At 33.7% G+C, this 24,130-nt stretch carries 20 protein-coding genes; 6 read left to right on the top strand and 14 right to left on the bottom strand.

All coding sequences use genetic code 11. The annotated features are described in order from the left end of the window. Positions 1 to 193 precede the first annotated feature (193 nt). Positions 194 to 1,576 carry an ammonium transporter gene (locus tag DM444_RS09750; RefSeq protein ID WP_111286083.1) on the bottom strand — a complete coding sequence of 461 codons (1,383 nt, stop codon included), beginning with the start codon at positions 1,574 to 1,576 and terminating at the stop codon, positions 194 to 196. A gap of 263 nt (positions 1,577 to 1,839) precedes the next feature. Next, positions 1,840 to 2,328 (bottom strand): nuclear transport factor 2 family protein, encoded by a 489-nt coding sequence (locus DM444_RS09745; RefSeq protein WP_111286081.1) that lies wholly within the window; start codon positions 2,326 to 2,328, stop codon positions 1,840 to 1,842. Positions 2,329 to 2,646: 318 nt separating this feature from the next. Between DM444_RS09745 and DM444_RS09740 the strand changes: the two genes are divergently transcribed. Beyond that, a complete protein-coding gene (locus DM444_RS09740) occupies positions 2,647 to 3,303 on the top strand; it encodes a hypothetical protein (RefSeq protein WP_111286079.1) in 657 nt (218 codons plus the stop codon). Positions 3,304 to 3,380: 77 nt separating this feature from the next. On the opposite strand, the gene DM444_RS09735 is transcribed toward DM444_RS09740, so the two are convergent. After that, complete coding sequence (locus tag DM444_RS09735) at positions 3,381 to 3,695, bottom strand: HPF/RaiA family ribosome-associated protein (RefSeq protein WP_111286077.1); 315 nt, start codon at positions 3,693 to 3,695, stop codon at positions 3,381 to 3,383. Between the two features lie 343 nt (positions 3,696 to 4,038). On the opposite strand from DM444_RS09735, the gene DM444_RS09730 reads away from it, so the two are divergent. Next, positions 4,039 to 4,272: a hypothetical protein gene (locus DM444_RS09730; protein WP_111286075.1), complete on the top strand. Its 234-nt coding sequence runs from the start codon at positions 4,039 to 4,041 to the stop codon at positions 4,270 to 4,272. A gap of 55 nt (positions 4,273 to 4,327) precedes the next feature. On the opposite strand, the gene DM444_RS09725 is transcribed toward DM444_RS09730, so the two are convergent. From DM444_RS09725 to DM444_RS09705, 5 genes are all read right to left on the bottom strand, one after another. Beyond that, on the bottom strand, positions 4,328 to 4,804 hold the full coding sequence (locus DM444_RS09725; RefSeq protein ID WP_111286073.1) for a hypothetical protein: 477 nt from the start codon (positions 4,802 to 4,804) through the stop codon (positions 4,328 to 4,330). Further along, entirely contained in the window at positions 4,801 to 5,565 is a 765-nt protein-coding gene (locus DM444_RS09720) for an HNH endonuclease (protein WP_111286071.1), read from the bottom strand. The genes DM444_RS09725 and DM444_RS09720 overlap by 4 nt, the downstream gene beginning before the upstream one ends. Before the next feature lie 95 nt (positions 5,566 to 5,660). Then, on the bottom strand, positions 5,661 to 6,974 hold the full coding sequence (locus DM444_RS09715; protein ID WP_111286069.1) for a phospholipase D-like domain-containing protein: 1,314 nt from the start codon (positions 6,972 to 6,974) through the stop codon (positions 5,661 to 5,663). After that, positions 6,971 to 8,206 carry a DNA (cytosine-5-)-methyltransferase gene (gene dcm, locus DM444_RS09710; RefSeq protein WP_111286067.1) on the bottom strand — a complete coding sequence of 412 codons (1,236 nt, stop codon included), beginning with the start codon at positions 8,204 to 8,206 and terminating at the stop codon, positions 6,971 to 6,973. Before dcm ends, DM444_RS09715 begins: the two co-directional genes overlap by 4 nt. A 96-nt stretch (positions 8,207 to 8,302) precedes the next feature. After that, positions 8,303 to 10,774 (bottom strand): AsmA family protein, encoded by a 2,472-nt coding sequence (locus DM444_RS09705; RefSeq protein ID WP_111286065.1) that lies wholly within the window; start codon positions 10,772 to 10,774, stop codon positions 8,303 to 8,305. 231 nt (positions 10,775 to 11,005) lie between these two features. Between DM444_RS09705 and trxA the strand changes: the two genes are divergently transcribed. Next, positions 11,006 to 11,323 (top strand): thioredoxin, encoded by a 318-nt coding sequence (gene trxA / locus DM444_RS09700; protein ID WP_008466289.1) that lies wholly within the window; start codon positions 11,006 to 11,008, stop codon positions 11,321 to 11,323. A gap of 222 nt (positions 11,324 to 11,545) precedes the next feature. Here the strand turns inward: trxA and DM444_RS09695 are convergent, their stop codons facing one another. Further along, positions 11,546 to 13,627 carry a tetratricopeptide repeat-containing sensor histidine kinase gene (locus DM444_RS09695; RefSeq protein WP_111286063.1) on the bottom strand — a complete coding sequence of 694 codons (2,082 nt, stop codon included), beginning with the start codon at positions 13,625 to 13,627 and terminating at the stop codon, positions 11,546 to 11,548. After that, positions 13,624 to 14,331 (bottom strand): LytR/AlgR family response regulator transcription factor, encoded by a 708-nt coding sequence (locus DM444_RS09690; protein WP_111286061.1) that lies wholly within the window; start codon positions 14,329 to 14,331, stop codon positions 13,624 to 13,626. The genes DM444_RS09695 and DM444_RS09690 overlap by 4 nt, the downstream gene beginning before the upstream one ends. 195 nt (positions 14,332 to 14,526) lie before the next feature. On the opposite strand from DM444_RS09690, the gene DM444_RS09685 reads away from it, so the two are divergent. Then, positions 14,527 to 15,108: a DUF4082 domain-containing protein gene (locus DM444_RS09685; RefSeq protein WP_111286059.1), complete on the top strand. Its 582-nt coding sequence runs from the start codon at positions 14,527 to 14,529 to the stop codon at positions 15,106 to 15,108. Positions 15,109 to 15,191: 83 nt separating this feature from the next. Here the strand turns inward: DM444_RS09685 and DM444_RS09680 are convergent, their stop codons facing one another. The 4 genes from DM444_RS09680 to DM444_RS09665 are packed head-to-tail and all read right to left on the bottom strand — an operon-like array spanning position 15,192 to position 19,570. Further along, positions 15,192 to 16,409, bottom strand: a complete 1,218-nt coding sequence (locus tag DM444_RS09680; protein WP_111286057.1) for a hypothetical protein — start codon at positions 16,407 to 16,409, stop codon at positions 15,192 to 15,194. Positions 16,410 to 16,459: 50 nt separating this feature from the next. Further along, entirely contained in the window at positions 16,460 to 18,667 is a 2,208-nt protein-coding gene (locus DM444_RS09675) for a TonB-dependent receptor (protein ID WP_239455649.1), read from the bottom strand. Between the two features lie 10 nt (positions 18,668 to 18,677). After that, the gene (locus DM444_RS09670) at positions 18,678 to 19,148 is read right to left on the bottom strand and encodes a DUF4625 domain-containing protein (RefSeq protein WP_111286055.1); all 471 of its coding nucleotides are present in this window, start codon (positions 19,146 to 19,148) and stop codon (positions 18,678 to 18,680) included. Beyond that, the gene (locus DM444_RS09665) at positions 19,145 to 19,570 is read right to left on the bottom strand and encodes a DUF4625 domain-containing protein (RefSeq protein ID WP_162614945.1); all 426 of its coding nucleotides are present in this window, start codon (positions 19,568 to 19,570) and stop codon (positions 19,145 to 19,147) included. The genes DM444_RS09670 and DM444_RS09665 overlap by 4 nt, the downstream gene beginning before the upstream one ends. A 974-nt stretch (positions 19,571 to 20,544) precedes the next feature. Here DM444_RS09665 and DM444_RS09655 point away from each other — a divergent pair. Further along, complete coding sequence (locus tag DM444_RS09655; RefSeq protein ID WP_111286049.1) at positions 20,545 to 23,121, top strand: M1 family metallopeptidase; 2,577 nt, start codon at positions 20,545 to 20,547, stop codon at positions 23,119 to 23,121. Then, the gene (locus DM444_RS09650; protein ID WP_111286047.1) at positions 23,118 to 24,044 is read left to right on the top strand and encodes a DUF58 domain-containing protein; all 927 of its coding nucleotides are present in this window, start codon (positions 23,118 to 23,120) and stop codon (positions 24,042 to 24,044) included. The genes DM444_RS09655 and DM444_RS09650 overlap by 4 nt, the downstream gene beginning before the upstream one ends. Positions 24,045 to 24,130: the final 86 nt, after the last annotated feature.

Raw genomic sequence — 24,130 nt, 5'->3', positions numbered from 1 at the left:
TCGGCAAAATTAAGGAATATAAACGAATGAAAATAGCGTAATTAGGTTTAAAAAGTTTTCAGCCACGAATTCATGTGAAGTATATTTTGTTTTTTGCCACGAATTACACGAATTTGCACGAATCAATTTAACTGCAATGCAGAAAAAAAATTAGTGAAAATTCGTGTAGTTCGTGGCTGAAAAAAAATATTTTTTAACCGTAATGTGGTTCAGTAATGGGTTGTGCTTTTGGGTCAAGAGATTCATCGTGCTGAGATAAATCCAATCCGATGTGTTCTGACTCTTCTGAAACTCTTAACGGAATAATGAAATTGGTTACTTTAAATAAGAAATAAGCTCCAAAGAAAGTAAAGATCGAAACCAAAACCAACGCCATCATGTGATGTCCGAAAACATTCCATCCGCCGTGTAGTAAACTTGCATCTTCGCCGTGAGCGAAAATAGCAGTTAAGATCATTCCCATAATTCCGCCGACACCGTGACAAGCAAATACGTCAAGCGTATCATCAAACTTTTTAGAGTATTTACAATTTACAGCAGTGTTAGAAACCAAAGCGGTAATGAAACCGAAGAACATACTTTCTGGCACAGAAACAAAACCAGCAGCAGGCGTAATGGCAACAAGACCAACAACAGCGCCAATACAAGCGCCTAGAGCAGAAACTTTTCTTCCGTTCATTCTGTCAAAGAAAATCCAAGTTAGCATGGCTGCGGCAGACGAAGTTGTCGTTGTTGCAAAAGCCATAGCAGCAGTTCCGTTGGCAGCAAGAGCAGATCCAGCGTTGAATCCGAACCAGCCAAACCAAAGCATTCCCGTTCCTAATAATACAAATGGAATATTGGTTGGAATATGCTGGCTGTTTTTTCTTTTTCCTAAAACAATTACTCCAGCCAAAGCAGCAAAACCAGAACTCATGTGTACCACAGTTCCTCCTGCAAAATCTTTAACACCAAAATAACTTCCTAAAACACCCGTTGGGTACCAAACCGCATGGCATAAAGGAGCATAAATAAATATTGTGAATAAACTAATGAAAACTAAATAAGAGATAAAACGAACGCGTTCTGCAAATGAACCCGTAATAATCGCAGGGCAAATGATGGCAAATTTCATTTGAAACAAAGCAAAAAGCATAAACGGAATTGTGCTTGCCAATTGTTTATTAGGTAAAACTCCAACATAATCCATAAAAGCAAAAGTGGTCGGATTACCGAAAAAGCTGTAAAAATGATCTCCAGAACCAAAACCAACCGGTTCTCCAAAAGCCAAACTAAATGCAACTACAACCCACAAAAGCGTCACGACACCCAGACAGATAAAACTTTGAAGCATGGTCGAAATAACGTTTTTCTTTCCTACCATTCCGCCATAAAAGAAAGACAATCCTGGCGTCATGATTAAAACCAGACAGCTCGAAGTAAGCATCCAGGCAACATCGGCAGGAACGATATGATCCGTAGTTCCAAATTCTGATAAAACATAGTTATTTTCTGTAACTGTTGGCCAAAATGCACCTATCGTACATACGACGCTAATCATAATAAAGGAAATAATCCAGCGTTTTTCTATTTTCATTTTTAAAATACTTTGTTTAACCCTATTTTTTTTGGGGTCAAAGTTAGAAAAAAATAAAGATTCTTGTTTTAAAGGCTGTTAAAATAGAGGTATAGGTTTTATTTTGATTGATTTTGTAAAATACAGGTCGTTTTTTTGACAGTATCTTATTCTAAAGTTACAAAAAAGCGCTGTTTTTAACGAATTTATTAAAATTAATTTAGCAACAGCGCTTGTAAAGTGCTAGAAAAGTTACGTTTATAATAACAAATATGTAAAATGTTTTATTTTTTCTGAAGTTTTGCAATCAAAGCATCTTCGATTGGCGCTTTTATTTTGGTTACAGCATCAACTTCGTCATTTGGAACAGTCATCGATAGAACATAATGCTGAATCTTCCATTCGTTCCCTACTTTTATTAAAACTCCAGAACCGCGGCAGATTTTCATTTGCGTATCTAGTAATTCGTCAAACCAAGCAATTTTTCCTGATTTATCAAAAAAGATATGACGTTCTAATGCTTTAAAATTCCACGTCGTTCCTTTATCGAAATAAGGTTTTGCCCAAACTGAAAATTCTTTTTTGGTCCAATTCTCAGTTGCATCAGTTCCGATATAGATTGCATCGTCTGCCAATGTATTAAAATAAGCATCAAATTTTACTTCGCCCGCAGCTTTATGCCACGCATCTAAAGTCTGATTGATTTTGTTTTTGTCTGTTTGCGCATTTACAAAAGAAGCAACAAATAAAAGAAGTAGAAGTGTTTTTTTCATGAGATATAGTATTTGAGTTTAAAGGTATAATTTTTTTTGAACCATATAAGGGATATAAGGAAGTGGAAGTTTTTAATCTCCTGCTCACATATAATAAAAGTACTGTTTGTCATCCTGAGGAACGAAGGATCACACTAGAAACTCCGTAAAGAGATTCGCCAATCTTTGTAGAGCTCCGTGTGTGATCCTTCGTTCCTCAGGATGACATAAAATCAAAACAATTTAAAATCCTGTGTTTAATTATCATTAACATTATTCATGTCATTTAATCTCTCAAAAAACCACTATATTTGATTCTCAATAAAAATACCCCCAGTCATGAATGCAAAAATACTTCTAGGCTCACTAGCTGTTACTTCTTTACTTTTTATTTCCTGCAAAAAGGAATTAGAACCGCAAGAAAGTACAGCAACCTCAGAATTAGTAAGATTAGGACTTGCAAAAGATACAACAAAACCTGCTGCGCCAGTAGCACAAACTCCTGCAACAAATCCAAATACGGTTTTAAGCGATACAAAAGGAATTAATCCTGCTCACGGACAACCGGGACACCGCTGCGATATTGCAGTTGGAGCACCTTTAAATTCTGCACCACCACAACAAGGACAGGTTACAGCACAAGCAGGACAAACTGTACAGGTAAGTCAGCCTCAAGTTGTAACTACCACTACGACAACACCAGTAAAAGTAGCAAAAGGAATGAATCCGCCTCATGGACAGCCAGGGCATAGATGTGATATTCCGGTAGGATCACCATTAAATTCGCCTGTTGCAAAAAATACAGCAGCGTCAACTACAGCACAAACAGGAACAGTTACACAAAACTTTACTGTAAGCCCTCAGCCAAATGCAGTTCCAGCATTGTTGAGTACAGATGGTGGAGAAGCTACAGTAGCAGAAGGAATGAATCCGCCGCACGGAAAACCGGGGCATCGTTGCGATGTTGCAGTTGGAGCTCCTTTACCGAAAGAATAATAAGATTCTCATAATAATATAAAACAAAAAAGACGTTTCAGCTGAAACGTCTTTTTTTTTATAGAAAGGAACACAGATTAATGTGCTTTTATTTTTTCGAAAGTAGAAGTCAATGTTTTTTTAGCTTTGGCCAATGCACCGCTAAAGGCTTTTTCTAGAGTATCGGCGTGTTCTGTAACCGTAATTGGCTGTAGTTTTACAGGACGAACTTCAATCACACATTTTTTGTCATGCAAGCTGAATTTTTCTCCATTTTCATCTCCAAAATGAATTTCTACGCGAGTAATTTTATCTTGAAAACGGTCTAAGCTTTTTTCTACTTCTCCAGAAAAATAACTTTCTAATCTTGCACTTCCTTCAATGTTTTTGTCGGTGTTGATTTGTACTTTCATAACAAATAAAATTTAATGATTCATTCTCAAACTTATCGATTTTAAAGATAAAAGACAAGTAGGTTAAGGAAATATTATGAAATTTTAAATTGATTTATTTTTCAATTTTGTAATTTCGATTTGGAGAAAATATACTTAGAGTATTTTATTTTTGAAATAAAGAAAAAACCTACAATTTATTTTTGTTTTTCATATATTTGGAGTTCCTAAAATTCAAGATTATGAACACAAAAAAATTCTTGCCCATGTGGTATGCTGACGTTATTGGAAACAACCGTAGCGCGTTCTTGAATGCGCAGGACAGCTAAGCCACATGGGTTTTTTATTCCTAAAATTCAAGATTATGAGTACCAACACCCTTTCCAAAGAAACCGAATTGAGATTAACTGAATTCTTCAACAATTCAATTGATTTTAAAAGTATGGCAAAAACGATTAGGCAAGTAAATTTCCTAATTGCGTTAAATGCAATACGAGAAGATGGATTTATGAAAACCGAAGCCGTAAATATTGAAGATGGCTTCTTTTGGTTAAATGAATTAGCAGAAATTCTTGATCCTTATTTGGTGATTGAGTAAGAAATGAGAAAAAGCCACTTGGGAAAGTGGCTTTTTTGATTCTTGTAAAAGAATATTAAATATCTGTATTTTGAGGATAAATAGTGTCAAAATAATTTTCGAAAGCATCACAAAGCAAATTTTTGTCTACCTCGAATAATTCTTTTCTAATATCCCAATTTTTAATATACTCTTCATCTTCAATGCAAACTTCTTCTCCTTCAAGTTTTCTAGTTAAAATATCACTTAGTAAAACATTATCACAACTTGAATAATTTGGATAGTATTCTTCGATAAATGACCAATAATTGAATTTATTTTCTTCCTTTTCATTTATTTCTTTATGGTCAGTTTCTTCAAATTCTTTTACAACTTCAAATTCTGACCAACCAACGCCTTCTGCCAATCCTTTATAAAATGCATTTCTTTCTAATTGAGTTTCGAAAATATATTTTTTTATATTAATTACTTTTTCAAAATCGTCAAAAGTTTCGTTGTTTCGATATTTTATTATTTGTTCTTTGCCAAAAATTATTTCAGTTATAAATTTCATTTTTTAAAAATTGTCGTTTGATGAAAATCTAAATACTCTTTGGAGGGAAGGAATCGATCTGGTAAAATGATTGGTTTGTTGTGGTATTTTAAAAAGAAATCTTCTACCGCATTTTCAAATTTATATTCATTGAAGTATTGTGATATCTTTATTTTATAATCAGTTGTAATAGTTATGAAACCTCTGTCAAAAGCTTTATCATGAATTGAATTTATACAAAGCCCATTATGAGGGTTTAATCTAATTTTATCATTTTTTGACCAAGGAATTATGTGGCTGGCGACAAGAAAATCTGGAATTGATAATCCCGTAATACAGCATTTTGAATTATATGATGAAAGAATCGTAGAGCGAAAGAAACTCTGATTAACTCTTGCTCTAATTATTGATTCTCTCTCTTTTCCTAAAGGTAAGTTATCGAGATCAATTCTGGATGTTTTTTCAATTGGTTCATTTGTAAAATTAGAAATAAGTAGCTCGCTTTCGTAACCGAGATTTTCCCAATTATTGCTAAACTCATCCCAGACAATTTTATCAAGCTTGGTCGTGTTTCCTAATCCGACAATTCCTCTTGCTTTTAGTTCTAAATCAAAACTTCCAAAATTTCCAATTTTCATTTTCACCGAATTTGGACTTCTTCCGATGATTTTTGAAATTCTAATAACATCTGGATGATTGGAACTAACTTTATTAAATGGTATTTTGCAATAAAGGTTTAGTACAACAATTGTTTGTTCCCTTGTCCAATTTTCTCCTGCCATAAAAAGTTTTTTAGAAATTTATAAAAAGTAATCGTTAATATGATTATTCGTTTGATAAAATTAGTTCTATTATGTAGATTTAAATAAACTTGTCTCTAAATTGTGAAATTATCTTCATCCAGCGGAACTGGTTCATCTTTCATGAACAATTCAAAAGAGCCAATAGGAGCGAAATCAATATTAATTATACTATAATCATTTTTATTCCGCCACAAACGAACGGAATCTGTTCCTTTCTTTTCTAACCATTCACGAGTTACAGGTTCTCTTTCTTTGAGCCCTAAAACATCTATAAGTAGCCACTGACCTAACGCAGATTGTCCAAATCTTTTTCCGTTTTCATCTTTTAAAGTATTGCTTCCAGATTGCAAACCTTTCATGTTGTCTTGGGTAACTAAAGCAGGAATTATTTTTCCATTTGGTAGCTTTAATGAAAAACGTACTTCAGGTTTTTCATCTGAAGGGCCTTTATAATCTTCTTTAATCTTTTCAAATTCAAAGATGTTAGATGTAAAAAAATCAGGATGCTTTTTATGAAATTCTCTTGGAATAGGGACGTAAATTTCATTTAAAGGCCTTGGAGTATTGCTTCCTTTATTTTTAGGCGCAGCATTCCAGGCATTTAATCCAGATTTTTCTCCTATTTCCTTAGATTGATATGAATATAGAGGTAAGTAAACTTCAATTATATCAGGTTCTGCAACTTTTGTTGTTTCAACAAGGTCAAAGTATGCTTTCAGTAAAAATGAAAAAGGATCCTCAATAATTTTCACATCAAATTTATTGAGTGTGATAGTATTGTATTTGTCAGAGTCAAATTTTTGCCATATTTGAGAATCAGCAAATGTATATCTATAATCTTTGTTTCCATCAGACCAAGATAAAGCGGATGATGTTGCATTAAAATCTTTAATTTTATGTACATCAATTAAAGGATATGCACATTCATTAATAGTAAAAACACCTTGATCACGTGTTATGTAATGATATATATTTTTGTCTTCAGATAGTCCTAATCGTTCGTAATCACTTTGCATTCTCTGATTTTTAATCTCAGAAATTTTATATGCTAAGGAATGTAAGTCGCTACGATATTCATTAATATCATTTTGATAACGCTTAAGTTGCATAACTTTCTGAAAAGATGGCTTACTTCCCATCCAAGTCTTTAAGCCAATTCCGATACGTTCATTATCAAATATTGAAAGTACGTCGTGTGGAGTATTTCCAATATCAACATTTTGACTATTAAAAATTTTTGTAAAGACAGTTTCCTGAAATTTAGAATCAAGATACGGAATTAAATCTCCTTGTTTTTGGCGAAAGAGGTTTGATAATGCTCCATAAACTTGCAAAAACTTTATGTACTCATTTTGTTGTTCGATGGAAAATTTATCCCAAACACTCATGGGCGTAAAATATTTAAAATTTCTTGACTAATTCTTTCAATTAATGGTGTTGTAACTGAATTTCCAGCCTGCATATATAATTTACTATTGGCAATATTTGGTAAAATATATTTATCCATTGGATATCCTTGAAAAGCAAAACATTCTTTTGGAGTTAATTTTCTAATGCCATAATCATCTAGTATCAAAGGCACATTATGCCCACCTGTCCCCATATTAGCTGTTAAAGTTGGGCAAACTTGGTTTTTGTTTTCTCTAACATAAACTCTTCTCCATTGATATATTGTATCTTTTGAAGTTATTGTTTTTTCTAATTCGGGATAGTATTGGTGGTCTTTTTTGTAATATAAATTATCTGCCTGTTTTCCTTTTTCTAAAATATCATGGATTGTTCTAGTTAAAGGAATAGGCTCGGGAAATTTAAAATCTCCATGATTTGGAACTTGTTCTTTGTCAAATGCTACAATAAAAATACGTTCTCTATTTTGCGGAACATTAGCGTGCGTAGAAGAATTTAAAATTTTAGTATATGCTTTGTAGCCAAGTTTTTCTTCTAATATCTCTAAAATTACTTTGAACGTGTTTCCTTTATCGTGAGAAACTAGATTTTTTACGTTTTCAAGAAAAACTACTTTAGGTCTTTTGGTTTCAATAATTTTTTCTAGATCAAAAAATAAAGTTCCTCTAGTGTCATGAAAACCTTTTCGATAGCCAGCTATTGAAAAGGCTTGGCATGGAAATCCAGCACATAAAACTTGAAAATCATCTGGAATATAATTTTTTGTACTTTTTTGTGTTATATCTCCAAATGGAATTTGACCAAAATTTTCACGATATGTTTTCTGCGAATCTACATTCCATTCACTCGTATAAACACATTTACCACCTAAATTCTGCAATGCAATTCTAAAACCACCAATTCCTGCAAAAAGGTCGATAAATTTAAAAGTATAATTTTCGGGAGTAGGAAACGGAACATCTTCCACTTCAAAAAGTAATTGTTGTAATGCAGAATCAGAAACCATATTTAGTTTCTCTTCTTCATTCTTATATTCAACAATTTGTTTTATGTAGTGAGCAGCTTCTTCTTCAAAATGATCTTTAACGCCATTGTGATAATTGTGCAGATAATGTGTAACAACGGCTTTTCTATTATCGTCTTCTTCTACAAAGCGATTTTTAAATTTTTTACCATCAAATTCGTCAATGTTGATCTTTTCTTCTCCCTTCATTTTGCGCTAAAATTAGTGGTGCAATTTAGGAATAATAATCCAAAATCAGGAATTATGTTTTCCACAAAACGGAGTTGATAAGCAGTAATTATTTGCTTACCCCTTATCCTTCTTCCCCCACTTAACCTTCATTTTTCCTTCATTATCATAAGCAATCAAATGCAGGACAATACCCTTTTCGCGAACGGCTTTTCGTTCTTCTTTGGTGGCGAGTTTGGCGTCGTTTTTGGAGTTTCTTAGCGGAACTGTAAGCGCGAGATTGGTGCCTCGGCCGAAAGAATAAACGCCTTCTGCATCAAGGTTGAGAACGCTCGAACTTATAGTCAATTTATGGATATCGATTTGCTCGCCGCGAAGATTAAGCGAACCTGACAAATCGCTGAAAGTAATATTCTCTACATCACGAAACGGGAAAGCAAATTTTCCGACTTTCATAATCGGTTCAAAATTGATTAATGCGCCTTGGTTGACATTAAAATCGAGTTTTCCTTTCATCGAGTTCACAATCAAATCTCCCGTACTGCTCATTAAACCTGCAACATTAGCATTGCTGGTTAATCGGCCGCGAATGTTTTTGGGACTAAAAGATTTGATTCCAAAATTGTTGAAAGACCTTAAAAAGCTGGCAATATCTACTCGGTTTACTTGCGCGTTTGAAGTAAAAACATAACGATTTCCGCTTGGTTGAACAGAACCGCTAAAATTAATATTTCCGCCAGAGGTTTGTAGTTTTCCGTTTTTGAGCAGAACTTTAGAATTGAGCATCTGTAGCGTTGCTTGCGTATTGGTTGCAGTAAGCGCGCCATACGTGATTTTATCAGCTTTTAGATTAATTACAGCCGTACATTTTTCGATTACCGATCTTAACTGATTTGTAAAATTGACATTCTTTTTAACTGTTTTTTTCTCTGCTACTTTCTGTTTTGGAGAATTTTTTAAAACGCCCAAAAACTGTTTTACGTCAATATTTGGACAGTAAATATTCCAGTTTACGACCATTTTTTCGGGTGCATCGTAATAGAGATTCAGGAAATTATCGATTTTTCCGTCAATGCGGATAATGTTCTTTTTGTGTTTGTAGGCAATTTTTTTAATGTAAAGCGCTTCTTGCGTAAACGACAATTGCACTGCCGTTTTTTCGGCGTGAATGCTTTTTGGAAGATAATCAAATGTGGCATCAGTAATATCTACATCGCCTGTAAATTTGGGTTTATTAATGTACAAATCGACAATGTCAAACTGAAATTTCAAATTGGCTTTGGCATGACCGCTTTCAAAATGAATAATTTTCTCGTTCATCATTCCGTTCAATTTTGAAATATCAAAATCAGAATTTACAACTCCAGTTGCAATTGGTTTTTCTAAATCATTGATAACCGCTTGTGCAATTTTTAATGGAATACTTTCGTATTCAGCTTTAAAATTGGTCAAAATAATAGCTGAATTCGGATCGCTGGATTCCTTTTCGGGTTTAAAAGTGTTGGTAAAAATTCCTTTGAAAGAACAATTGGTAAACAAACCATCCGGAATGCTCAATTCGTTGTCTCTCACGTCTGCTTGCACTACAATTTTCGGATCGCCCTCAACATTCAAATCGCCTTTGATGTCGCAGTTTACTTTAATCGGTTTTTTTATATCGAATTTATTCAGCTTCGAACTGATATTTCCAGACAATAAATTAGAAGCATTTTGCCATAAAATATCCGTTCCTATATTGATTCCGAAAAGCGAATTGCTTTTCCCGATATTAAAGAAAGCAACAATATCAAAGGCATCAGATCCAATTTTGAGTTTTTGAGTTTTGATATCTATTTTTTGATTGGCTTCAGCATACGAAATGTCAAAATTGCCTTCTAGAACTTTTTCTTTGGCAAAACTTCCATGAACGGTATTAAAAGCTAGACTGTTAATTTTGGTTTTCAAATACAGATTAGTCTGCCAGCTGTCGTCATCATAATTTACTTTTGACTCCAAACTCGCCACATCAAAATCAAACAATTTATGTCCTAAATGATTGTTGATAATTACGTGAACTTCACTCAAGCTAACTTGATCAATTGTAGTTTCAGGTTTCTCTTTATCGGTTTTAGGTTTTTTCTTTTTTGGCTTAAAAATATTAGCATTAGAATAACCATCTTCGGCTTTATAAATATAAATATCGGCGTCGTTGATTAAGATTTTATGAATGTTGATTTCATGATGTAGTAAGCTCCAAACATTTAATCGTGCTTCGATTTCTTTTGCTCTAAGCAGAGTATGCTTGTGAGTTGGCCATTTATTGTCTTTTATTTCGACATCATTTAATGCCAATGTGAAGTAGGGAAAACCCGTTAGAAACTTATAATGGAAATCGGTAATATGAAATTTACCATTTATATTTTCGTTGATTTTGGTATTGACTTTCGCAATAATTTCGGTTTTGTGTCGGTTGAAATAAATGGACAAACCTCCGCAAGCAAGCAGAAGAATTGCAATTAAGCCCAAGATAAAATATCCAAAACGTTTGGCATACTTTTTAAAAGAATCAGATTGCAGAAAGGATTTGGTTTTGGATAAAGCTTCTTTCATAGTAGCCGAATTTTGAATGTATTAAAGATACTACAAAAAACTTTAACTTTTTATTAGTTTGATTTTCAGGTAAATAAATTGTAAATTTAGTTTTGTATAGTTCATAATTAATGACAATACATTTATAATGAAAACTAATTTAGTAATCGTGTTTGATTTATTTTAAATTTTTAAATTTGTACTGTAGTTTGAAAGTTAAATATTCAGACATAATTTTAATCTTAATATATTATGGCATTAGCAATAACAGATGCTACTTTTGATGAAGTAGTTTTAAAATCAGATAAACCAGTAATGGTAGATTTTTGGGCAGCATGGTGTGGTCCTTGTAGAATGGTTGGTCCAATCATTGACCAATTAAGCGAAGAGTACGCTGGTAAAGTAGTTGTTGGTAAAGTAGATGTAGATGCTAACCAAGAATTCGCTGCAAAATATGGTGTGCGTAACATACCAACCGTTTTGGTGTTTCAAAATGGTGAAGTAGTAGGAAAACAAGTAGGAGTAGCTCCGAAACAAGCCTACGCAGATAGTTTAGACGCTTTATTGTAATCTCAGATTACGATTAATATAAAAAAGGTCCGACGAAAGTTGGACCTTTTTTATTGGATATAAAATGAGTTTTTTCTAACACATAGAAACATAGATTTTGTTTTTAGCGTAAAGGAGATCAAAGAGAAAAACTAGTTTCTACACATAGCTATGTGAATTTAAATAAGTGAAACGCCTTTAATCACAAAGAAAATTCTATGTTTCTATGTGTTAAAAATAACTTTATGCGTTAAAAATAATGGTAAAAGTTGCTCCTGCATTTGGCTTCGAGCAAACTTCGATTTTGCAGTTAATGGCTGCAGCCAAGTCCCGAATTAAGTGCAATCCTAAACCCGATTTGATCCCAATTACTTCTGAATCGTTGTATAAAGCCTTGAATTTTTCTTGCGTTCCGCCTGGGCCGTTATCTGTAATAGAAAGATAGTTTTTCTGATTTTCATGCCAAGCTTTCCATACAATTTTTGCATTCGGAGTTTTGTCTAATGCTTTTATGGCGTTTCCTGTCAAATTCCTGATAATGGTTTTTAGATAATTTTCGTCTGTTTCTAAAATTATGCTTTCAGGATTTTCGAACAAGATTTCAACGTTTTCAATATTTGAAAAGTGTTTTTCAGTTTCATCGAATAAAATAGTTACGGCAATTTTTTTAGGCTGAGGTTTAAAGTTTTCCATCTGTCCTTTGCTCCAAAGCAGAATATCTTCCATCGATGACAATAAATTTTCGGCTCCAGTTGTAATTTTATGCTGCATTCTCGATGCGGTTTCTTCATCAATCAATTCAGGATTTTCTTTTTGAAGATGTAAAAAATGAATCAGATTTGAAATAGGACTTCGTAAATCATGATTTAAAATACTAAAGAATCTGGTTTTAATTTTATTGGCTTCGTCCAATTCCTGATTTAAAGCCTGAAGCTTCAAATTGGTTTTCTTTCGATTTTGACTTTGTTTCATTAACAATAACCCAATTATACAAACCAAAGCAATTCCCGAAATTAGAAATATACGCTGTTGTTTTACTTCTTTAATTTGAATGTTTTTAATGTCATTTTCTGTCGAAAGATTTTTGATTTTTTGCTGTTTAGTCTGATTCTGATAACGCGCTTCGGCAGTTGCAATGCTTTGTTTAGCAGACTGTGCCATCATTTCGTCATTGTTTTTGCTGTAGATTTCGTTATAATAATAAGCTTCTTTCCATTGTCCGAGCGCGGCATAACTTTGAGACAGTTTTTTATTGATCATGACAAAAGATTCTTTGTCATAATGCAAGGCATTTTTTGAAGCTTTTTTCAGTGTTTCGATCGCTTTTCTGTATTCTCCTTTTTCATATAAAACTCTTCCCATTATGGTATTAGCTTCCATGATCATATCTCCGTCATTGGATTTTTGCCCAAACCGAATGGCTTTTTCAGCATAAATATATGCGATGTCAGGCTTGCGTTCATTTGCATAATACTCAGACATACTGCGGTTTGCAAAACTCAAATTAAGAAATAGAGAATCTTTTTTAGAAGGGTAAATGTGTATGAGTTTGTAATACTTTGTAATACTGTCAATGTTTTTTAAAGGAACAAAACTCTGCAAGTAATAATTGCATAAAAAAGCACTTACGTAGGGAGAATTTTTTATATACGGCTTTGCTTCATTCAAATATTCTATCGCCTTATTATACTGCTTCATTTTAGTGTAAGCACTTCCAATTTGAAGATAAGATATTCCGATATTCTCTTCGTTGACTTTATCTTTTTTAAGCAGTTTTTTGTATGAAATCGCTTTTAACTGATAACCAATAAAGGTTTCATATTGCGCATTATTCTGATAATATTCGGCTAAACTTCCGTTTAAAATAGCTTTGGTATAATTGCTTTTTGTAGTATCTAAAACTTGTTCGATATAGTTTGCCAAAGATTTGCTTTTTACGGTATCCTGAACCGAATAATAAACGTAATTAAGACGCATTAAAATGGTCGTTTCGTTTTTTAGATGTTTGGCTTTATGGGCATATTTCCAAGCCAGTTCATAATTTATTAATGCTTTTTGATATTGATTGTTAGTGAATTCGTAAGCAAGTCCTTTTTGAAGATAAAAGCGGCTTAAATAAGCATTGTTGTTTTTAGAAAGCAAAATTCCTTTGTCTGCGGTAGGAATAAGTCTCGAATAATCTTCGGTATCTAAAAGTGATGTGGAGTATTTCAGCCATACTTTAAGTTTTTCGTCAATAGTTTTATAACGTGCCAAATTAGGTTCCCGCTGAGAAAAAGCATTAAAACTTATAAAAAATAAAAGCAGGAACTTTAAGTTTTTCATGCCATTAGATTTAAGTTTTCCTTATAACTTCTTCCAATTGGGATAATGGCATTATTATTCAAAACAATTTCATTCGAATTTATTTTTTGAACATATTGTTTCTGCACGGCATAACTTCTATGTATTCGGACAAAAGACTGAAAATGATCTTCTTTCAGTAAATTTCCGATACTCGAAAGCACGCAATGCCTCTTTCGGTCTGTAACTACCAAAGTATAATCTTTTAGCGCTTCGAGATATAAAATTTCGTGAAGTTTTACTTTGGTTTGTTCATGTCCTTCTTTAATATAAATAGTATCGCCACCAATACTCGCTTCAAATAGAGAAGCTTTCAGTTTGATTTCCATAAATTCTTCAATACGATTTATGGTTTGAGTAAAGCGATCTAGTTTTAAAGGTTTTACAATAAAATCAAGTGTTTCGATCTGGAAACTTTCTACAGCATGTTCAGGATGTGCCGTTATAAAAACGCAGACAGGAACTTCGAGCGCTTGCTTTCTAAATTCAATTCCGTTTAAGCCAGGCATATCAATATCTAAAAACAAGATTTCTATTTTTTCTTTTTCTAGAAACGAAAGCGCTTCTTCGGCAGTTTCGAAAACACCCAAAATATCCAGAACAGGAAACTTTTTGGCAAATGACAATACAGTTAACCTATCAATTTCGTCATCATCAACAATAATACAACTGTATTTTTTCATCATTCGAACCTAGATTTATGTTGTCTGTCTATTTAAAATGCTGTTCGTCTATTGGTGGTTTTTCCAATGATTTTATTGATTCAAATTTGTCCTGTAAATCATTCGGAAACGGAAAAAAACGAACTTTTGAGTTTTACAAAAATAATGTTATTGAATTAAATAAGAACCATTTAACCAATTTTTTAAGACTAGATTATTATGAGAGCTTTCAAAACCATTTTTACCATTTTACTAACTGCCGCTTTGGCTATTTCTTGTAGCAGCGACGACAATGACAATACACCAAAATTTGAAAAAGAGAATCCGCTTGACGCTTATTATACTGCAACAGGTTTTAGTACAGTATCAAACTTCATTAATTCTGGAGATTATGAATTCGGATTGGTATTTACGCCTACGGTCAAAGGAAAAATTAAAGCGATTACGCTCAAGCTTCCGTCGACAAACCCGTCTGTGCGGGTAACGATTTGGGATTATACAGCAAAAACTGTTTTGCGTTCTGAGACTTTAAATGTTGAAACGGCAGACGTACAAGTTTCTAAAGAAATCAGCGAATTGGCTTTAGAAAAAGACAAAAAATACATGATTACCATGAATTCTAACGATTGGTATAAAAAGAACAAAGCTGACAATTCGAACGTAACGTATCCTATTGTTGCTGGAAACATTACATTCAACGAATACAGATGGGTTTCTGGAACTGCACAAATTTTCCCGACAAATGTTTCGGCAAATTACAATGCAGGAGATTTAAGCTTTGATTTTCAACAAACTGAATAATTCTTATTTTGGATAGCTTTGAATTAGTAAAGGAAAAGGTTTGACGATTGTCAAACCTTTTTCGTTTTTTTTTAAATAATGAATTAGTGGCTATGAGTTTCACTGTTTTCATAACCTAAAATCGTAATCATATAAGGTGTGCTGGAAACCTTAGTCTTTTTGATTGCCAATGTAGAAAGGTTTACTTGTATTAATTCTCCAGTTGTTGGCGAAGTGATATAAGCAAAACGATCTGTAACCGCCATTTGAGGTTTTAATGTCGCATCTGTAGCCGTTTCTGTTGTTGCTTTAATTTCTTTTGCAACTTGTAAACTGCTGATATCATAAAGTTTAAAATCTCCAGAATGCAATAAAACAGCTAGTTTTGTATGATCGTAGCTTACTTTGCACTGCATAATTGTTGTGTTTTGAACAATTGGTTTTACTGTATTGGCTACAACGTCAATTAAATAAGAGCCTTTTGCAGCATTATAACCAATGAATTTTCCAGCTGAAGCCGTTTCTAAAATACTTCCAAACCAAGCCGTTCCAAAATCTTCTGGATGATCGATTAGTTTTTGGTTCCCGTTACTTTCTACAACCAAAATTCCGCTGGCAGAACCAAAAACAGCATAAACGCCGTCTGAAGCATTTCCGTGAATTCCTTTTGTTTGAATTTTAGCATCAAAAAGTGTTTTTCCAGTGTTGTCGATAATTTTTACTTTTTCTGGAAGCGTTCCTGTAACCGAATTATCTTTTACGGTAATCGCATAAGTTCCGTTTGTAAAAGTTGCCATTGCACCGTGATGCGCCAATAAACCTGCATTTATCGTTTTAAAAGTTGAACCAGCGGTATTTACATCTGCTTCTTTACCAACAGAAAGCGTTCCGTCTCCATCGTTAAAAGTTAGGATTTCGCCAATTTTACTTTTAAAATGCGTTGGTTTTAATGCGCTTGTCGCTAAAACTCCAAATTTAGGAACATCATCAACATCAATATGATCGCCGTGTAATTCCAATCCGCTGTCAAAAGTTTCTACAAAATTATTGTCTCTGTGAACAATTCCTGCATAACGTCCAGATTCTGTTGTGTACAAAGATGATTTCGCAAATTTTGCTGTAAAAGAACTGATCTTATCTTCATGAGGATCAAAAAGCGTTAACTCTGTAGTTTTTTCGTCAGAAAGTAAAATTCGAACAAATGTATGTTCTTCAGAAGTGTCGTGATCATGATCGTCGTGGTTGTCATCGTCGTTACTGCACGAAACCGCAAAAAGCGATAAAGCAAATAAAAATAGCAATTTGTAAAACTTGTTTTTCATTGTAATAAAGGATTTAAAATTTGTAAATAATTGATTTTGAATGGTCAGACTTATCGTGAAACCGAAAAGGGAATTTTCATAGAAACAATAATGTTTCTTCCCGCTTCAGGAAGTTCGATAAGTCGATAAAAGCTGGTGTGATTTAAATATTTTGTATTAAATAAATTTTGGATCTGAATATTGATGCTGATATCCTGTTTTCCTGTTTTTACTTTTGAGCCAAAAGCCACATTAAAAACATGACTTTCAGCTGTTTTTTTCTCTGGCGGAACAATATTATTTTGTTCTGCTGTAAAACGATAGTCAACAGAAAAATAAGGTTCTTTTAAGAAGGAGATTTGAGGTTCGTAATTCAATCCAAGCAAAACCGAAGGCGGCGGTGAAAATGGAAGCGTATAACCCTTTTTGCTTCCAGATTTTTGTTCCGAATAAAGATATTCAGCAGCGATTTCTGCACTTAAAGATTTCAGGAAATAATATCTTGTCTGTAATTCTGCGCCATAGCGGAAAACTTTACTTTGCTCATATTCAAAAACCTGATTTCCTGCGCCATAATAAATATCATGAGCTGAAGTCGGATTTAGATAAATGAAATTCGGAAAATAATTCACAAATGGAGTTAGCTGAAAAGACCAGTTTTGCTGATTCCATTCCATTCCCAAATCCAATTGATAGGAACGTTCTGCATCTAGATTTGGATTTCCTTTTTCGAATCTGAAATAATGATAATTTACACCGTTTGAAGCCAGTTCTTTGGCAATTGGCATTCTAAAACTCGAGCCCAAATTGGCCTTCAATGAAAGCTTTCCAGGATTGTAATTTGCACCAATCGACCATGTGAAACTGTCAAAGGTTTTTGTCAAATCTTGAGAACGCTGTAAATATTCCAATTCCGTTTGATTGTTTTCAGAAACGGGACTTTGAAACCAATCGTAATAAGACTTCATTTTAATTTTTCCGTAATCGTAACGAACAGCGCCGTTTAAAAACCATTTTTCGTTCAGTTCAATTTTATCGTATGCAAATAATCCAGCATTAAATTGTGTGAAAGACGGAATTAAAAAACTCCATCCGCCAATTTCATTTTGCTGAAAAACTACATTAGAACCAACCGTAATTTGATGGTTTTGAATTCTGAATTCGTCTTTAGCAGAAAATGACCAAACATCTTTATCGTATTGGCGTTCCAAATCTTGCGGAGCGTACATGTCTTTAGGATAAATTGGAGGCATATAACCGTGATTGACGTAATGGCTATATTCTCTTCTAAAGTTATTCTGAAAACCAATCTGCGTCTCAAAAGCATGATTTCCCAATTGAAAAGAAGTCGTATTGCCAACTTTCAAATGATTGACTTGCTGATACGGCATCAAAATATCTCGGCTCGATTTATCGTGTAATTCTAGATCTACATTTCGCGGTTCGAGTCCATGCGCATTCGCGAAAAATCCGCTTTTGGTATGCACATTACTGAAATAAAAAACCGATTTAAAATGTTCACCAGAATAACCCGAACTCAAATGAAAATCGAGTTCGCGCCCAGCTGTATTTCGCAAATGATTTTTGTATAATGGAACAGCATAACTATACACATGAACCACATCGGTTGGAACGCGATAATCGCCATAATCCATTGTGGTTACTCGACTATCGAAAAACCAGTTTTCATTTCTTCCAAATAAATTAATAGAACTTCCAAATTGCGCATTATTGCTTTTTCCTGTAAGGTCAACGCTTCCACCAAAAGAGTTTCTAGTTGGAAGAGGAAGCGGTTTAATGTTTACAGCACCACCAACAGCATCAGATCCGTAAATAAATGAAGAAGGGCCTTTTATAATTTCTACCCGATTTACAGCATATTGATCGATTTCCAGTCCGTGATCGGCGCCCCATTGCTGGCCTTCGTGTTTCAAACCATTTTCAACCACAATCACCTGATTAAAACTCAAACCACGAATAAGCGGTTTCGAACCTCCCGAACCAATTGAAATAGTTTTAACACCTGGTAATTTCTGCAAAGACTGCATCAAACTTCCGCCAAGATTACGCTGAATAAAACTGCTATTGACTGTTTCAACATTCAGCGATGCTTCTTTTTTGCGTTTTTCGGCAGAATTTCCGTTAATTAAAACTTCGTCAAGCTCCTTGATTTCTGGTTTTTTATCTGAAGGCTTATTTTGAGAAACAGCTTCGGTCGCAACCAATAAACTGATGAGTAAAAAACAATATTTCCAATAAATGGATAGGGCATTCTTCATTAATTTGATCTTATAAAATTTTAATACTTAAACCTTTCAGCGTTTGCCAGCCTTCCTTATCCGTCAAGCGGATCATAAAATGGTAATCTCCCGGATCAACGTCGGCAGGAATGGTGATTTGCGCCGTTGCTTCGTAACTTTTTACTCCGTTTGGAATAGTGTAATTGCTGATGAAAAGCATTGGTTTTACTGGAGTTTTTACAGCTTCCATTTCACAAGTTGTTACTTCTGTGCTATGAGTATGATGATCGAAATTGTGGTGAATATCTAAGCTATAAGAACCCAATTCGACATTGTCATTAAAAGTGGCTTTGAAAGTGAAGGTCTTTCCGCGTTCAATTGTACTGCATTGAATAGGAAAAGCATCTGTTACTGAAATATCAATTACAGGATATTCGGTGTCGATTTCTGCGTTATCGCTTGAGCAGGAAGAAATAAAGGCAAGAGCAAAAATGCCTAATAGGAATTTTAAATTTTTCATATTTTTTGATTTATAATCGTTAGGTTTTTCTTCACTTCAAGTTTGCTTCCGTTTTGATCGTTTACAATAATGATGAAGTCGTATTTTCCTTCTGCAGCATCTTCAGGAATGTCAAAATGTTTGTGAACTGTAGCGTTTTTTGAGTCCGCATATTGAGTCCAAGTAATTTCGTGAGACCAAGTTTTAGAATACGTTTCAGTGCTTTTTTGTACAATTTTCACTTGTACATTTTTGATTTTATCAGCGGCAGTTACTTCAGCATTAAAATGGAAATCTTGGCCAATAGTTGCTGTTTCGCTGTTGTTAAGACCTAGTTCGATTTTGTCAATCGAAGGAATGGCTGGTTCTGAATCGTCATTGCTACAGCTTGTAAAAGCAATTGCGGCAAAAAGCGAAGCCAGAATGAGTTTTGTTGTTTTCATTTTTTCTGATTTGATTTTAATCATTTTATAAAGGGTATTTGGGTTACGAAAAAGGTATAATGATTCTAATATTCAAGTCCCAGAGAAACGGAATAGAATTAGAAAATTTGCCATTTGACTAAGTCCCAGCGGGACGAAATATTTATAGAAATCGATTTGCCATTTTAGAAGAGCCCCAGCGGGGTGAAATATCTTCTGAATGATTGAAAAACAGCACAACACAAACTAAAAACCCGAATTAAGTTTTAGTTTAAATGCCGTAATCGATAAAATTGAAAGGGGACTTTTTTGTGCAGAAAAAGCAATATTCTAGCAAAGAAATTTTGAATTCCAATGCAAAAATGAAATGTCAATACAAAGTATTAACTGCTGTAAATGAATGAGGTTGCTGTAAAAAGTTTTGAGATTTAAATCATTAAAAACAAATTAATAACCGAATTGGCATGCGACCTGTGCACAAAAAATTAAAGTGTAAAAGTGGGCGGGGCTCGCAGTGAGAAAAGCGACCCTTTGAAAAATGTAAAATGCTGTTGGTTGTAAAAATTAAGGTGTTTTACAACAGAAATATTTTTATAGAATTGAAAAATAGCAACTTCAAATGTGCCAACTGCGCTAAATTTAAAATCGCAAATCGAACATTTATGAAACGAATGAAGTTTTGCCTTAAATTGTGGTTTTTCTGAAACTGAAAATTCTATTTTCTCTTTCTGCGAATGCGTGTCCAAAATATGCTCATACGAGTGGACAGCAGGAAAAAGTATTGCGAACAATACGATTAACGGCATCAAGAGATTTATAAATTTAATTTTCTTTTTCATTCGTTGAAATTGCTTCTGATGGTTTTTAAAAACCAGAATTAATGCAATACTGTTGCAAATATAGAAATCTTATTTTTAAATGCAATATTGTTGCAGTAATTGTTTATGAAAAATCAATGCATTTGCTTATTTTAGCAAATCTTATATTCCTTAAAAATGAAAATTTTCTACAGCCTTCTTGCTTTTTTTATGACAATTATGATTGGATTTTCACAATCAAAAACAAAAGGAAATCTTGTTTTAGAAAATGGTGTTTCAGAGCAATTGGCACATTTTCGTAAAAAACAGATTTCAAATCTTCGATACACTTTGTTTTTTGAAATTCCGAATCAGAAAAGTGAAGATATTGTTTCAAAATTGGTTTTAGAGGCAATCTTGTCAGATGTGAGCGAGCCTTTGTATTTGGACTTTAAAGAGAAATCGCAAAACATCAAAACAGTTGAAGCAAACGGGAAAACGGTCGCAATTGTTCACGAAAAAGGGCATATTGTAATTCCTGTTGGAAATTTGATTTCAGGGAAAAATACAATTAAGATTTCGTTTATCGCAGGGAATTTATCTTTAAATAGAAACGATGATTTTCTATACACGTTATTAGTTCCGGATCGTGCGAGTACTTTATTTCCATGTTTCGATCAGCCAGATTTAAAAGCAACTTATAAACTGAGTCTTTCTGTTCCAAAAGATTGGAAAGTTTTGGCTGGAGCCGATGTAAAAGAGAAATTAGAAAAAGGAGGTTTTACAACTTATACTTTTGGAGAATCTGATAAAATGAGTACGTATTTATTTTCTTTCGTTGCAGGAAAATTCAACAGCGTGACGCAAAAGCCAGGAAATCTGGAAATGACAATGCTTTATCGTGAAAATGGCGCTGATAAAATAAAAGCAAGTGTCGATACAATTTTCAATTTACATCAACAATCTTTAGATTTTTTAGAAAAATATACCAATTATAAATTTCCTTTTCAGAAGTTAGATTTCGCTTCGATTCCCGTTTTTCAATATGGCGGAATGGAACATGTTGGTGCAATTCAATACAGAGAATCAACTTTGTTTTTGGATAATAGTGCTACCGATAGCGAAAAATTAAATCGTGCAAAATTGATTGCACACGAAACCTCACACATGTGGTTTGGTGATTTGGTAACCATGAAATGGTTTGACGATGTTTGGATGAAAGAGGTTTTCGCCAATTTTATGGCAGATAAAATTATGAATCCGATTTTCCCGAAAGTCAATCATAATCTGCAGTTTTTTACAGCACATTATGCTAGCGCTTACGCGGAAGATCGATCTTTGGGAACGCATCCGATAAGACAGCATTTGGCAAATTTGAAAGATGCTGGTTCGCTATATGGCGCTATGATTTACAACAAAGCACCAATTATGATGCGTCAATTAGAAGCTTCAATGGGAAAAGAAGCTTTTCAGAATGGAATTCAAAAATACATTCAGAATTATGCCAATGACAATGCCGATTGGAATAATCTCGTAGAAATTCTTGATGCAGAAACGCCTTTGGATATGAAGAAATGGAGCGAAGTCTGGGTAAACAAATCTGGAAGAGCTATTTTTTCAGATAAAATAGAATATGACACGCAAAATAAAATCAAGAAGTTTGAAATTATACAGCAAGCTGAAGATAAATCAGATAATATCTGGCCTCAGGTTTTTCAAATAGGTTTAGTTTATACCAATGATGTAAAAGTGCTAACGGCAAATATCACAGATAAAAGTTTGATGCTAAAAGAGGCTATCGGACTTGAAAAACCGCTCGCTATCATTTACAATTATAATGGTTTTGGATATGGTGTTTTTCCGCTTGACGGGAATAATTTAAATTATATTGCAGACCTAAAAGATGAGGTAGCAAGGGCTTCGGCGTACAGCAATCTTTATGAAAATACTTTAATTGGAAACGTCTCTCCAAATCAAGCTTATGAATGCTTTTTAAAAGGAATTCAATCAGAAGAAAATGAATTGGTTTTGCGAATTGTTTCTAACAATCTAAACACTATTTATTGGAGATTTTTCACCGAAAAACAGCAAAATGAAGTTCAAAAACAGCTTGTAGGTATTCTATACGAGCGTTTGCAGACTAATTTATCGTCTAATATCAAAAAGACATTGTTTGGCTTATTTACTTCAGTTGCTTATTCTGAGTCAGGAAAAGCGAGTTTGTATAAGGTTTGGAATAGAGAAATCTCAATTACAGGTTTGAAATTAAATGAAGACGATTACACGAATATGGCAATGAATCTGGCTATTTTCAAACATCAAAAAGCCGATGAAATTTTGGAAACAACTAGAAATTCAATTTCAAATCCAGACAAACAAAAGCGATTTGAATTTTTGCTTCCATCTTTATCTAAAGACGAATCAGTTCGAAATGCTTTTATAGAATCATTAAAAGATGATGCAAATCGCGAAAAAGAATCTTGGGTTTCTGTGGCTTTGTCAAATATAAATCATCCGCTTCGTCAAGGAAGTGTACAAAAGTATATTAGATTTTCACTAGATTTGGTAGACGAAATCCAGCGTACGGGAGATATTTTCTTTCCGAAAGATTGGCTCGATAATACCGTTGGAAAATATTCGTCGAAATATGCTTTTGATGAAGTACAGCGATTCTTAAAAGAAAACCCTAATTTTAGTCCGATCTTGAAGCGTAAATTGTTTCAGGCGACAGATTTGCTTTATAAAGCACAAAATATTAAAAAAGAAACCGAATGAAAATTGAATCGGAAATAGAGAAAGTCTCGAGTTTTCAGCATCTGGAAATGCTGGCAAATCAGGTTGTGGAAGGTTTTATATCTGGAATGCACAAGAGTCCGTTTCATGGATTTTCGGCCGAATTTGCCGAACATAAAGTTTATAATGCAGGCGAAAGCACCAAACATATCGACTGGAAATTGTTTGCCAAAACCGATCGTTTGTACACGAAACGTTTTGAGGAAGAAACCAATTTGCGTTGCCATTTGATTGTCGATAATTCGTCATCAATGCATTATCCTGAACTGAAATCGAATCAGCCTTTTTATGAAAAGAAGATTGGTTTTGCAGTTTTGGCTTCGGCGGTTTTGATGAATATTCTAAAGAAACAGCGTGATGCCGTTGGTTTAAGCGTTTTCTCAGATCATTACGAATATTACGCTCCAGAAAAAGGAAGCGATCGCCATCACAGAATGCTTTTGAATAAATTGGAACAATTATTAGAACAGCCAAAAGCAAAGAAAACGACCGACACGATTACCTATCTGCACCAAATTGCAGAGAAAATGCATCGTCGTTCTATGATTATTTTGTTTACAGATATGTTCCAGACGCAAGATGACGAGAAATTATTCAACGCATTACAACATTTGAAACACAACAAACATAAAGTAGTTTTGTTCCATGTGGTTGATAATCAAACTGAATTAAAATTTGATTTTGATAATGCACCAAGAAAATTCATTGACTTAGAATCGGGCGAAGAGGTTTCGATTTTTGCTGACAATGTAAAAGAAGAATATGAAAAAAGGGTAGAAGCTTACTTTAAAAACTTGGCTTTAACCTGTGCGAAGAACCAAATTAAGTATGTTTCGGTAAATGTGGGCGATAATTTTGAAAAAATATTGACTACATATTTGGTTGAAAAACAAAACTTTGGATAAAGATTTGAAAATTTATTTCATTTTTTTTACAAAAACACTTGCAGAAACGAAATTCTGTTATATCTTTGCAACCGCAATAACGCAGA

Source organism: Flavobacterium ginsenosidimutans, assembly GCF_003254625.1.
GTDB classification, from domain to species: Bacteria; Bacteroidota; Bacteroidia; order Flavobacteriales; family Flavobacteriaceae; genus Flavobacterium; species Flavobacterium ginsenosidimutans.
This window is presented reverse-complemented; position numbering and strand designations above follow the sequence as displayed.